Raw genomic sequence first — 13,889 nt, forward strand, 5'->3', positions numbered from 1 at the left:
GATGAAAGCTACGTATGGAATGGCGCTGTTGTTCAGTTTATTCTTGATCAGCTGCAACTCAGAACCCACATTGCAAAAATATTTTGTAGAAAATACAGAGAACAAAAATTTTATTGCTTTGGATGTGTCTCCTGATATTTTGAATGTCGATAAAACAAAATTATCTGCAGCTCAAAATGATGCTTTAAAATCTTTTGATAAAATGAATGTTTTGGCTTTCAAATTAAATGATGAAAACAAAGCGGAATTCGAAATGGAACGTGCCAAAGTGGACTTGATTTTGAAGGATAAAAAATACCAGCAATTGATGAAATTTGGTTCTGGAAAGGAAGGTGCTTCAGTAAGTTTCGTGGGAACGGATGAACATATTGAGGAATTTGTTTTTTATGCCAATAAGAAAGAAAATGGTTTTGCAGTAGTGCGTATTTTAGGTAAAGATATGAACCCTACTAGTGTGATGACCATGATGACGGTGTTGCAACAATCTAATATTGATTTGGAGCAACTGAAACCGCTGCAACAATTAATGAGTAAATAAATTATTAGTTCAAAAAGTAAAGCGTCTTGATTAAGTTCAAGACGCTTTTTTTTTTGGTAAATTCTAGTATTTTTAAAATGAATTATTTACAAAACATTTTTTTGTTTTTAACAGCACTTTGACTGCCTAACTGAATTGCTTTGGTAAAATCGGCACAAGCATTTTTTTTGTTTTGTGCATGAAAATTAGAAAGTCCTCTCAGGTTATACGCGATATAATCCTTTTCGTTTAAACTAATAGACATGGTGCAATCTTCAATAGTGCTCTTGTAATCCTTCGCTTTATAGTTCAAATCAGCTCTTGTGGTGTAAGCATCACTTCTTTTAGGTTCTATTTTTATTGTGGTGTTAACGTCATTTAAAGCACCTTTAATATCACCTAATTTTTGTTTCAAAAGCGCTCTGTTTAAATAAGCTGAGGCAAATAAAGGATCAATCCGAATAGCTTTGCTGTAGTCGTCGATAGCGCCTTTGGTGTTACCGCCTTCTGCTTTTTTTATTGCTTTGTCAAATAGATCATAAGCGATTGGACTTTGACTCCATCCAGCCAAGGAACTTAATAATAATACGAGTAGGACTAATTTCTTCATAAAATTTAAGGTTTGATATTGGGGTAATTTCTTTAATTATTAATGGGCTAAACATTAGATAAAGGTACAATCTTTTTTTTAGCTAGTTATTTAACGAACAGAAATAGAATTTATTTTAAATTAGGTGGTCCAAATAGTAAAAATCACTAAAAGTTGGTATTGTGGAAGCTTTTTTATACTTGTAATTTTGCTAAAAATAAGATTTTAATATTCGTCATTTTAATACAGATGCAAAGATGAAAAATATAGCGCAAGAAGGACAAAATGTTGAACAATTTGTAGAGAGAACCAACAAAACATTTTTATATATTGGCACTTTTGTATTGGTGGTGATAACGGTTTCTATTGGGGTTTTGATATTTTTGTTACTTTCAAATATTCTTGAAAAATCTTTTCAAATGATATAAACATTATTTTGAGGATTCTTTCAACTCAATTTCATCTTATGTGTTGTTTGCTTCAGCAAAGTATTGGCCAAAAAAAGGGTTTTGGTTGCTTCGGTAGCATTTTTATTTTCGCTTGCCTATTTTTACAAATCCATTGATTATGAATGTTTTAAAAAAAAAACGTAATAGGTGCCAAAGAACCATTTTTAAATTTAGTAAAAAATCGCACTGTAATGGATCGTCTTAAGGCAGGTAAAATGTGAAATTCATTTTCCTTGTTATCACATTGCAAACGATTTCGATACTTTATACTTGTTAAACAAAATTTAAATTGTTTTTTTCTCTCGCTACTTTGATTACTTTTGGCCTCGAAATGAGAGTAACTATTTTTTTTCTGTACCTATTTTTCCATCTGCTTGGCGGAGGAAATGTTGTTCACGCGGCTTCGCATGACAATGGTACTGCTAGTGTACCAAAATCTTTTGTTTTAAATAAGGATCAAGTTAAATTACTACAGAGTGTTCCGGGTAGCCTATCGATAACTTCAGCTGAATTTGATCTTGAAGAAGAAGGATCGAGCAGCGAGAGTTTCAAAAGTACAACTGCTACCATTGCTGCAGGGAAATACCATTTGTCAGAGGTTTGGTATCTCACTTTTTCTTGCCAATCTATTTTAAACCATTATTCTAAGAATTTTAAAATCTTCGCGCCATCTTGTGGCCAGTCCAATCCTATTTATATTGTTCAGCAGGTATTGAGAATTTGATTCATACTATAGTTCGTTACCATTTTTTGATGAATTCCACTTATGTAAAAGCGTAAAGCTTTTATTAATGGTATTCTATATAAAATATTGTGGGAACGGATGACTTTTTACGTCCCTAGGAATTTTTGATTCCAAGTATTTAATCGCTCAATTACCAACTTACATCATGAATAAATTACTCGTACTTACGGGCTTAATTGCCGTTATATGCCTTACCAGCTGTACCTCAAAAAAAGAAGAAAAAGAAGAAGCCGATACTTTTATTGTTACCAATCCAATAAAAATTGATACTTCGTTTACCAAACAATATGTTTCTCAGATTCGATCCGTGCGGAACATTGAAATCAGAGCGCAAGAAAAAGGTTTTCTACAAAATATCTACGTAGATGAAGGGCAGTTTGTGAAGAAAGGACAACTTTTGTTTAAAATTATGCCCGGTATGTATCAAGCGGAATTGCTCAAAGCAAAAGCAGAGGCGAAAGGCGCTGAAATTGAGCTGCAAAACGCTAAAATGTTAGCGGATAAGAATATCGTTTCAAAAAACGAACAAGCTTTGGCGCAAGCCAAATTAGAACAAGCCAGAGCCGAAGTAGCATTGGCGCAACTTCATTTATCATTTACTGAAATCCGAGCGCCGTTTGACGGAACAATTGATCGTATTCCTAAAAAATTAGGTAGTTTGATTGAAGAAGGAGAATTGTTGACGAGTCTTTCTGATAACAGTCAAATGTTTGCCTATTTTAATGTGTCTGAACCAGAATATTTAGACTATCAAACAAATGTAAAAGACCGCGCCAATACTAATGTTAGTTTGCTCTTGGCCAATAACGAGCTCTATGAATCCAAAGGAAATGTAGAGGTTATTGAAAGTGAATTCAATAATGAAACAGGGAATATTGCCTTTCGCGCCCGATTCCCTAATGCTAGTAAATTATTAAAACATGGTGAAACAGGTTCCGTACAAATGCTAGTTCCTCTTAAAAATGCAATCGTTATTCCGCAAAAAGCAACGTATGAAATTCAAGATAAAAAATATGTTTTTGTGGTCAATAAAAAGAATGTATTAGAATCTAAAGAAATTACAGTTACGGGAGAAATTCCAGATTTATATGTGATTGCGAGTGGTATTACTGAAAATGATAAAATTTTATTAGAAGGTGTTCAGAAGGTAAAAGACGATGAAAAGATCAAGTTTGACTATGTATCGCCTAAAGAAGTTATTAGTCATTTGCGCTTAAAAGCAGAATAAGTTCAGATGATTCGTTTCAATATAAGTACAGTTTTGCGTCAGTACTTAGCTGATAATGAACTGAAAATGTTAACCGATTCAGAACAATTTCCAATATTGTTTCATCATTAAAATATACCGATAATGTTTAATAAATTTATTCAAAGACCCGTGTTGTCGATAGTGATATCGCTCATAATTGTCTTTTTGGGAGTATTGGCTTTAACTAATTTGCCAGTGACTCAATTTCCCTCTATTTCGCCACCAAGGGTAAATGTTACCGCTGATTTTCCGGGTTCAAATGGGGAACTAATGATCAAATCAGTAATTATTCCACTAGAGAAAGCTTTGAATGGTGTTCCAGGAATGAAATACATGACTTCAGATGCTGGAAATGATGGAGAAGCGAGTATTCAAGTCGTATTTAATTTAGGTACTGATCCCAATCAGGCAGCCATAAATGTACAGAATAGAGTGGCCTCTGTAGTTAATAAATTACCACCCTTAGTAGTTCGAGAAGGAGTGAAGATTACGCGTGAGGAATCTAGTATGTTGATGTATGTGAACTTGTACAGCACCGATAAAAATACAGATCAAAAATTCTTGTACAACTTCGCTGAAATTAATATTTTATCCGAGTTGAAAAGGGTAAATGGAGTAGGATTTGCTGATGTTTTGGGAACTCGTGAATATGCGATGCGAATTTGGCTGAAACCCGACAGAATGCTAGCGTATAAAATTTCGACAGATGAAATTATGGAAGCCTTGGCCAGTCAAAGTTTGGAAGCTTCACCAGGTAAAACAGGAGAGAGCTCTGGTAAAAGATCGCAAGCTTTTGAATATGTACTAAAATATTCAGGACGATTTACCACCAAAGAGCAGTATGGAAATGTCATTTTAAGATCCAATTCTGACGGCGAAATTTTACGATTGAAAGATGTGGCTAATGTAGAATTTGGTAGTTCAATGTATGACATTTATTCTAATTTGAACGGTAAGCCTTCTGCGGCTATCGTACTGAAACAGTCCTACGGAAGTAACGCCAGCCAGGTAATTAAAGATGTGAAATTGAAATTAGCTGAGATAAAGAAAAATTCTTTTCCAAAAGGAATGGAGTACGAAATCAGTTATGACGTTTCTAAATTCTTGGATGCCTCGATAGAAAAAGTAATTCATACGCTAGTCGAAGCCTTTATTCTAGTAGGATTGGTCGTATTCCTTTTTCTTGGGGATTGGAGATCTACGATCATTCCAGCCATTGCTGTGCCAGTTTCGCTTATTGGGACTTTTATGTTTATGCAGTTGTTTGGGATTACCTTAAACTTAATTACTCTTTTTGCTTTGGTATTAGCTATTGGAGTCGTCGTCGATGATGCCATTGTCGTCATCGAAGCCGTACACGCCAAAATGGAGGAAGAACATCTTTCGCCGCTAAAGGCCACCAAAAAAGCCATGCATGAGATTGCAGGAGCTATTATCGCCATCACGTTTTTGATGGCAGCGGTATTTATTCCAGTGGCTTTCATGTCAGGGCCTGTTGGTATTTTTTACCGTCAGTTTTCGATCACGATGGCTACTGCAATTATACTTTCAGGAATTGTAGCTTTAACATTGACACCGGCACTTTGTGCTATTATGTTAAAAAATAATCACGGAAAAGCTAAAAAGAGAACGCCTATAAACCGCTTTCTAGATGGCTTTAACGCTACGTTCAACAACACAGCTGAGAAGTATCAAAAGATTTTAAACCGCATTGTAAATAGGAGAGTAATCACTTTTATTGCACTTATTGGTTTTTGTTTGGGTACTTGGTTAGTGAGTAGCACTGTTCCTTCAGGTTTTATTCCAAATGAGGATCAGGGGATGTTCTACGCCATTATCCAAACACCTCCGGGTTCATCGCTAGAAAGAACGGATAATGTTGCTGAAAAGCTTCAGAAAATTGCTGAAACGGTCGAAGGAGTGCAATCCGTATCTGCTTTGGCAGGATATGAAATTCTGACCGAAGGAACCGGTGCTAATGCAGGAACCTGTTTGATTAATTTAAAGGACTGGAGTGAGCGAAAACATTCTGTGCAAGAGATAATGACCGAATTAGAAGAAAAAACGAAAGACATTCCCGGAGCCAATATTGAATTTTTTCAACCACCGGCAGTACCTGGTTATGGAGCTGCAGGCGGGTTTGAACTTCGCTTACTAGACAAAGCAGGTTCAGGCGATTATAAAAAAATGGAAACGGTCAATAATGATTTCGTAAAGGAGTTGAACAAACGTCCCGAATTAGCCTCTGTGTTTAGTTTTTACAGTGCTAGTTTTCCGCAGTTTATGTTGAAAGTCGATAATGATTTGGCGCAACAAAAAGGAGTTTCTATTGAAAATGCTATGAATACATTATCTACATTGGTAGGAAGTAACTACGAAATCAGTTTTATCAAATACGGTTTCAATTATAAAGTAATCGTGCAAGCCGCTCCGGAATACCGTGCTTTACCAGAGGATATTCTGAAATTATATGTCAAAAACAATAAGGATGAAATGGTGCCCTATTCTGCTTTTATGAAATTAGAGAAGGTGTATGGGCTTTCAGAAATCACAAGACATAATATGTATAACTCTTCTGAAATTAGCGGATCAGCAGCGCCAGGCTATAGTAGTGGTGCTGCTATTAAAGCAATTCAGGAAGTGGCAGAAACCAAATTGCCTCGCGGTTTTGGTATTGATTGGGCGGGTATCTCTGCCGATGAGGTGGCGCAGGGCAATCAAGCCATTTGGGTTTTCCTAATTTGTTTGGGTTTTGTGTATTTGGTCTTGGCAGCGCAATACGAAAGTTTCATTTTGCCGCTGTCAGTAATTTTATCATTGCCAGCAGGTATTTTTGGGGCATTCCTTTTACTCAAGTTTACGGGTTTAGAGAACAACATTTATGCGCAAGTAGCCATGGTAATGCTGATTGGTTTGCTGGGTAAAAATGCGGTTTTGATTGTTGAATTTGCTATACAAAGGCACGCCGCTGGTAAAACAGTACTAGAATCTGCAATGGAAGGTGCAAAAGCAAGATTCCGACCTATTTTGATGACGTCTTTTGCTTTTATTGCAGGATTGCTTCCGCTAGTTTTTGCTAGTGGCCCAGGAAAAATTGGTAACCGAACTATTGGTACAGCCGCAGCAGGAGGAATGCTGTTAGGAACCATATGTGGGGTGTTTATTATCCCAGGATTGTACTATGTTTTTGGTCGAATTGCCGAAAAGTACAAACTAGTAAAAAACGAAAAAGAAAATCCATTAACTGAAGAAATTGATAACAATCATGCTTAAAATTAAGCCTTATAAATATCTTATCCCGCTAGGCATGTGCTTGGCGGTGGTGAGTTGTACGCCAACATTAGCGCCATTGGCAGCGAACAAAATGATTCCGCAATCTTTTGAAAAGAGTATTGATACCAATACAATAGCCGAAACGCCTTGGAGAACGTACTTTAAAGATCCAAACTTGATACAATTAATCGACACGGCCTTGAAAAACAATCAGGAATTACAGATTACATTACAAGAAATTGAGATTGCTAAAAATGATATTCGGGTTCGGAAAGGAGCCTTGCTGCCGCAAGTGAGCGTGGGAGCAGGAGCAGGAATTGAAAAAGTAGGAAGATACACCAGCCAAGGTGCCGGTGATGCTTCTACTGAAATTAGTCCTGGAAAGGAAATGCCAGATCCGCTTGGTGATTTAAAAGTAGCAGCTTATGCGCATTGGGAAGTTGATATTTGGAAGAAACTGCGCAATTCAAGAAAAGCAGCCGTAAGTCGCTATTTAGCTACTGTTGAAGGTAAAAATTTTGTAATCACTAGCTTAATTGCTGAGGTAGCTGATTCGTATTATGAATTAGTTGCACTAGACAATCAATTGGCTATTGTAAAACAGACGATTGCTTTACAATCGAATGCGTTAGAAATTGTAAAATTTCAGAAACAAGCAGCTCGAAGCACAGAGTTAGCAGTTCAAAAGTTCCAAGCCGAGGTCATGGCCTCAAAAAGTATGGAATTTACGATTCTCCAAAGTATTAAAGAAACAGAGAATACTATAAACTTTTTGCTAGGACAATATCCGCAAGAGATCAAGCGTGACAGTGTTGTTTTTGATGCTTTGTTGCCAGCAATAGTTCAATCTGGAGTTCCCGCACAACTATTAGCCAATCGTCCTGACATCAAACAAGCTGAATTAGAATTAGAGGCCGCTAAACTTGATGTAAAAACAGCTCGTGCAGAGTTTTATCCCTCGTTAGCTATTACAGCGGCAGTAGGAATAAATGCGTTCAAACCTAATTATTTGTTTAGAATGCCGGAATCCTTGTTGTATTCGTTAGCTGGAGATCTCGTAGCGCCATTAATTAACAGGAATGCGCTTAAGGCAGAATATAGTTCAGCCAATGCCAGACAAATCCAAGCCTTATACAATTATGAACGCACCATCTTGAATGCGTATTTAGAAGTTTCTAGCCAACTTTCTAAAATTAATAATTTAGAAAAGAGCTATGATCTAAAGTCACAACAAGTGGCTGCGTTAAACCGTTCGATTGATGTGGCAGGCGATTTGTTTAAATCCGCAAGAGTAGATTATTTTGAGGTTTTAATGACCCAGCGCGACGCATTAGAGTCGAAACTCGAATTGATTGAAACTAAAAAAGCCCAGCTTAATGCTGTAGTTCATGTGTATCGTGACCTTGGAGGAGGTTGGAAATAATAGTGGATTAGTATAAAAGCCAGTTTCTTTGAAACTGGTTTTTTATTTATTTCAGGTTTATAACTATTTTGTAGATTACTTGGCTTTAAGAATAGTGTTTTGGGATTGAATGCATCTTTCTCACAAAGCTCCGCTTTGAAAATAGAAATGCTCATAAAATAATTTCAAGCAAGCTGGATTATTTTTTTGAATTGTTTTTGTTCAGGGAACACAATTGGAATTGACTACGTCTTTCCCATAAAGCTCCGCTTTGAAAATAGAAATGCTCATAAAATAATTTCAAGCAAGCTGGATTATTTTTTTGAATTGTTTTTGTTCAGGGAACACAATTGGGATTGACTACGTCTTTCCCACAAAGCTCCGCTTTGAAAATAGAAATGCTCATAAAATAATTTCAAGCAAGCTTGATTATTTTATGAGCATTTCTATTTATTCGTGACCACGGTGGAGACATTACCCACCTATTTGCATATTTCTACAAACACTTAAATACAGTGTTATTCAAGTAGTTATGTTTTTTGTAATCTATTTAAATATGACTAAATATGATTAAATATGATGTCGGTTGACTAACGGTTGACTAGATTAAAATTTTTTCCTACATTTGAATTATCCAAAAAATTCAAAAAATGGCCACAATAAAGTTTTTGCTTCAGAGTAAAAAAGACAATTCCAATATTTATGTTCGGTATTCTATTAATAGGAATATTGTTTTAAAACGGAAAACAGGTTTTCTAATAGACTTTAAAGACTGGAGTGGAGATCGCTCTTTTCCTAAAATCGGAAGAGAAGATTTAAAGGCTCTGAAATCAAAATTAGAGAAATTAGCAACTTTTATAACTGAGTCTCATAATCACACGATAAGTTCAGGAATTGAATTTACTGGAGATTGGCTGCAACTTCAAATTGATTTGTTTAATAACAAAACTCCTAATGTTGATTTAGATGTTCTAACAACATATATTCAAAAATACATTGATGAATCTCCATACAAACAAAATGCAAAAAAAGAGCTTGGACTAAGTAATGGTCGTATTCAGAATTTGAAATTATTTAAAACAACTGTTTTACGTTATGAAACAGATGCTCTCAAAAACAAAGGCATCTTAATAAAAGATATTAATTTACAATTTGTTGAAAGATTTAAAATGTGGTTATTCAGTAAAGGTTATTCTGTTAATTACGTTGGTAAAAACATAGCTAACATAAGAACAATTTGTCTGGATGCATCAAGGAATGATATAGAGACATCATCGCAAATCAAAAACATTAAAGGTTTATCTGAAAAAAGAGAACCCGAAGACATTATATTCTTAAATGAAGAAGAGCAGGAAGCAATTAAAAATGCAAAGTTGATTAGTTTAGCGCTAATAAATGCAAGGAAATGGTTGTTGTTAGGATGTCTGATAGGGCAACGAGGAGGTGATTTGCTTAACATCACCGAGAACAACATAAAAGACCTTAACGGGATGAAAATAATTGAACTAAAACAACAAAAAACAGGCAAGTTAGTGGCAATCCCACTTTTACCTGAAGCAGTTGAAATAGTTCAGAATGGACTACCATATAAAACATCGTTAGTTCGTTTTAATGAATATATCAAGAAAATTTGTCAGGCAGCTGAATTAACTAAACCTACTAAAGGTCGGAAAAAATTAAAACAAGGTGAACCAACTGTGAAGGATGTTTATCCTAAATGGGAAATTATAAGTTCCCATGTTTGTCGTCGCTCATTTGCAACTAATTTTTATGGTCGGATTCCAACGCCTGTTCTAATGAATATTACTGCACATGGAACAGAGCGCATGTTTCTCTCTTATATAGGTAAGACTTCGTATGATAATGCATATCAGATGTTGGAATATTTTAGTAAACTACCACCGAAACCAAAAAAGTCAGTTTTAAATATTGTCGAAAAATCAGCAAATTAATTCGTAAATAATGAAAAAACAGAAATCTACCTACGTTACTGATCTAACGTATGAAATTCTAATAAATATGGATTTATTAGATGAATGGGCTAAAAATAGTAAGGATCTTGAATTCTTAGAATTGTCTACTGAAATACTCTCTGATACCGATTTATTGTTTAGCTGGGATTGCAATAATATTTTAAATCTGAAATTATCGGCTATTAAATCGAACGGGAAAGATCTCGAATTAAAAAGCGGAATGGTAATTCAGGTAGATGGGTCCGATAAATTCCCGATGAAGCCCTTTCTATATAAAATGGCGATAAAAGCCATGATTGAAAAGAAGTCAATGAATGACATCATTAAGGAAGATTTTGTAAATCAAGGAAATTCTGTAGAGCAAATAAACAATGCAGAACGAATGGCACGCATGACAAATCTTTTAGAATCAGTTCAATATATGGATCAGTATTCTTTGCCATCGCAAATTAAATTGTTTTCAAAAGTAATACCAGAGTCTATTGATAGATTCAAAAAAGATGCAAAGGAATTTTATAAAAGAAAAACAGATGAAATTTTATACTTAGGTGACAATATTGAATCAGGATTAATAAGAAACGGAATTGATGATAAAAAGGATATAGAAAAATCAAATTTTAATCGAAACAATTGGAATCAAGAATGTTTTAATCTTTTTAATTTTTTGGTGGACAATTATGAAAAGAAGGGTAAGGTGAAATTTATAAATATTTATTATTTCTTAAAGAATAAAACTGATAAGAATGTATATGTGTTTAAGTATACAATAGATCATTACAAGTTGTTTATATCATCAAATTATGAAATTCAATTCAAAACGTTTAAGGTTGCGGAATTTGAATTTGAAGATCAAGAAGCTCCACTTTTACTTAGTTTTGAACAGGATTTTCGGAAAATGGTTTAACTAGGTACATTTTCCCTAGTTTTTCCCTAATTTTTCCCTTTTAGCTGTCTTTTTTGCCACCCTAATGACTTGATATCATTGTGATTCATTCTAAAAGAATTACAAATGAACCAGATTTATTTAAACGGCATTACACTACAAGAGTTAGTTGATGCACTCTATCCACTATTACAGCTTAAACAAGTTGAACAACCAGTACCCCTAAATGACCTCCTAACTCGAAAGGAAGTTTGCGAACTTTTGAGCATTAATTTTTCTACACTTTGGAAACACACTAAGAGTGGTAAATTACATAGCTCAGGAATAGGCAATCGAGTTTTTTATTCCAGAGCTCAAGTTTTAGAAGCTGTTAAACCTATTAACTTTTAATAGGTTTTGGTTTCTACAGCCCAAAAAGCTGTAGCCAAAAAGTATATTCCTGAATGGATTAAGTTAGATTTCTTCAATGACTCTAATTTAAAAAGCGATATTCAAAATCGTATATCACCCAAAATTAAAACTGAATTAATAAATGCTCTAAATCACATAAAAGGTGATAATAGGGATGGGGGCGGTGTATCTTTTTCAGAAATCACACTTTTGGCTATGGCTTATTTTTATTCGGAAATATTCAAGGATAAAATATTAGATCGCTACTTTACTTTAAACATGGTAAAGGGATTTCTAGACGCAGATAATCAATCAAATTACTCGGCAATTCATGAGATAGATGTAGAGTTTTTTAGGCTTTGTGATGATCCTCTATTTAGACATTGTTGGTTGATAATTCAATCAGCATGGTTTTTTAATTCCGAGTATTTTGGACACCATCAGTATATTGATTATATCAATCATTTTATTAGGACTGGCGATAAACTGCCCATCGATAATTATAAATTTGATAAAATACATTTAGAAGGAAAGTATCAAGAATTAGAAAAACAAAAAAATACTTCCATTCCGCTTAATGAATTTAAACTAGTTTCGGACTGGTACTATGGTATTTTGTTTTTGGTATGTAAAGAGCTTAAACTTCCCATTACTCATTTTAATGTGGTTGACAAAGATAATAGAGAGTTCAATCCTTGGACAAAGACCACTAAAATATTAAGGATTTTAGCTCCTTTTAAAATCGTTGAATGCGATATTAAGAGTGCTTTTCCAACTTTTTTAGATATTGAGGTCGGATCAAGTTTAAAAGATCATGTTTATAATAATTTAATGGTTTCAAAGAATATTACAAGAGGTGAGGCGAAAATTCTATATAACACATATTGTAACAGTGGGCAGTATAAAAGTAAAGAAGAAACAATAGAATTCTTTTTGGGATGTGGTTACACAAATAAACAATGTATCGAGCTTATTGAAATGACTCATGATCCTAAAACGAAGTTTTATTCGTTTATGACAGAACATGAGAGTTTGGCAATTCAATATTTTATAGTAATGAATGATTTAAATCGTGGAACTAGATTACATGATGCAATTTATTTGATAGACAGTGGTGTAAAACCTCAGATCTTAATAGTGCCACCAAATTGCGACTTTGGATACACGGAAATTAATAGACCTATACTATTAGAAAGTTTTGGTCTATCTAATAAACGTTTGCCGTATGCTTATATTTCTAGTATTCCGCAAGGATTAAATATGGTTTCAAAATATGAAGGCGTTAAATCTGGAATTAAAGGTCAAGCCAATGGATTTATTTTTTATAAAGAGAAATACAAATATCTAAATGCTAATTTTAATTTAAACGATTACACTATTAACTATGATACTTTATGTCTTCGTTTAGAAGAAATGTTAAGCAGATTATGGTATTTGAACAGTAAGGCTACAAAATCTAATGATCTATATAGTATTTTAAAATTTATTAGAGCAAATAGTCAATATGTTTTTAATGTAAGAGCACTATATTCTAGAGCTGTAAAGTTCCAGTTTTATTCAAAACATATTTTTTATAAAGAACGTAATTATGGGATTACCAAACATCTAATATTCAAAAAGAAAATTGAGTTTCTTGCAGCAAGAAATGAGGCAGAAAGGACTGTAAATGCAATGAATAATTTGAAAGACTTTTTTTATTTGTTAGAAGAACGCATTAGAAATAATGATTATGGTTATTTGGATGAAATTGAAATTGTAGGTAAAAGAATTAATAACACTATTGTTTACAGCATGATTAGGACATTTAATTTATTGGTTACAGGATATCAACGTAAACCACGTAAACGAGTTAGTGGTGACCCTCTTTATAGTAGTGTTATAAAGAGGGTAACTCTTAGTGGATCTACGTTTAATTTAAAAAATCAAAACGCAGTAGCACAACGTATTATATTAAAATATGAGAGGGAATTAAAAGTTTTAAATAGATTAATAAATAATAGAGTAATTGCTCAACAATTGTTCTTAATACTGTCAGAAATGGTTGGTGTTGAAACTGATTTAAATATTATTCCACATCAGGAAATCCAAAACAAATTAAAAGTTGACTTAATGACAATAATAGAGAAAAATACCGCTTTAGATATTGGAATTTATATTTCAAAATTTGATGCTTTATATTTGATGAAAAAATCTCAGATTCCAGTAATTTCGAATTTGAATACAATTTTCGATACTGATTTAGCAAATAGTATTTTTAATCAAATATCTATTGAAGAAGCTAGTAGTAGAGGAGAAGTCTTCTTTAAAGAGTACTTGAGTTTTCATTGTATATTCCAGTCATGATGTGCCACTAATTCCGGTCATGATGTGCCACAAAATAATGAGCTAATTTCTGTTCAAATTTACATTTTTTTATTGA

11 protein-coding genes are annotated in these 13,889 nt (G+C 33.8%); 10 read left to right on the forward strand and 1 reads right to left on the reverse strand.

From position 1 onward, the window contains the following. Position 1 precedes the first annotated feature (1 nt). Positions 2-538 carry a DUF4252 domain-containing protein gene (locus IWX83_RS12550; RefSeq protein ID WP_196830077.1) on the forward strand — a complete coding sequence of 179 codons (537 nt, stop codon included), beginning with the start codon at positions 2-4 and terminating at the stop codon, positions 536-538. 82 nt (positions 539-620) lie between these two features. Here IWX83_RS12550 and IWX83_RS12555 read toward each other — a convergent pair whose 3' ends face one another. Next, on the reverse strand, positions 621-1,127 hold the full coding sequence (locus IWX83_RS12555; RefSeq protein WP_073350919.1) for a tetratricopeptide repeat protein: 507 nt from the start codon (positions 1,125-1,127) through the stop codon (positions 621-623). A 236-nt stretch (positions 1,128-1,363) separates the two neighbouring features. Here IWX83_RS12555 and IWX83_RS12560 point away from each other — a divergent pair, with 236 nt between their 5' ends. The 9 genes from IWX83_RS12560 to IWX83_RS12600 all read left to right on the forward strand — a co-directional run bounded on the left by IWX83_RS12560 (position 1,364) and on the right by IWX83_RS12600 (position 13,813). Beyond that, positions 1,364-1,534 (forward strand): hypothetical protein, encoded by a 171-nt coding sequence (locus IWX83_RS12560; RefSeq protein ID WP_175547716.1) that lies wholly within the window; start codon positions 1,364-1,366, stop codon positions 1,532-1,534. 310 nt (positions 1,535-1,844) lie between these two features. Then, the gene (locus tag IWX83_RS12565; RefSeq protein ID WP_196830079.1) at positions 1,845-2,279 is read left to right on the forward strand and encodes a hypothetical protein; all 435 of its coding nucleotides are present in this window, start codon (positions 1,845-1,847) and stop codon (positions 2,277-2,279) included. Positions 2,280-2,445: 166 nt separating this feature from the next. Then, complete coding sequence (locus IWX83_RS12570; protein ID WP_196830081.1) at positions 2,446-3,528, forward strand: efflux RND transporter periplasmic adaptor subunit; 1,083 nt, start codon at positions 2,446-2,448, stop codon at positions 3,526-3,528. A gap of 123 nt (positions 3,529-3,651) precedes the next feature. Next, positions 3,652-6,822: an efflux RND transporter permease subunit gene (locus tag IWX83_RS12575; protein WP_196830083.1), complete on the forward strand. Its 3,171-nt coding sequence runs from the start codon at positions 3,652-3,654 to the stop codon at positions 6,820-6,822. Beyond that, positions 6,815-8,245 (forward strand): TolC family protein, encoded by a 1,431-nt coding sequence (locus tag IWX83_RS12580; RefSeq protein ID WP_073350931.1) that lies wholly within the window; start codon positions 6,815-6,817, stop codon positions 8,243-8,245. The genes IWX83_RS12575 and IWX83_RS12580 overlap by 8 nt, the downstream gene beginning before the upstream one ends. Before the next feature lie 629 nt (positions 8,246-8,874). Continuing rightward, on the forward strand, positions 8,875-10,176 hold the full coding sequence (locus IWX83_RS12585; RefSeq protein WP_196830085.1) for a phage integrase SAM-like domain-containing protein: 1,302 nt from the start codon (positions 8,875-8,877) through the stop codon (positions 10,174-10,176). A gap of 10 nt (positions 10,177-10,186) precedes the next feature. Beyond that, on the forward strand, positions 10,187-11,101 hold the full coding sequence (locus IWX83_RS12590; protein ID WP_196830086.1) for a hypothetical protein: 915 nt from the start codon (positions 10,187-10,189) through the stop codon (positions 11,099-11,101). A gap of 105 nt (positions 11,102-11,206) precedes the next feature. After that, on the forward strand, positions 11,207-11,470 hold the full coding sequence (locus tag IWX83_RS12595; protein WP_196830088.1) for a helix-turn-helix domain-containing protein: 264 nt from the start codon (positions 11,207-11,209) through the stop codon (positions 11,468-11,470). 6 nt (positions 11,471-11,476) lie between these two features. Then, positions 11,477-13,813 carry a hypothetical protein gene (locus IWX83_RS12600; RefSeq protein ID WP_196830090.1) on the forward strand — a complete coding sequence of 779 codons (2,337 nt, stop codon included), beginning with the start codon at positions 11,477-11,479 and terminating at the stop codon, positions 13,811-13,813. Positions 13,814-13,889 lie beyond the last annotated feature (76 nt).

It is taken from the genome of Flavobacterium sp. CG_9.1 (assembly GCF_015751645.1).
Classification (GTDB): Bacteria; Bacteroidota; Bacteroidia; order Flavobacteriales; family Flavobacteriaceae; genus Flavobacterium; species Flavobacterium xanthum.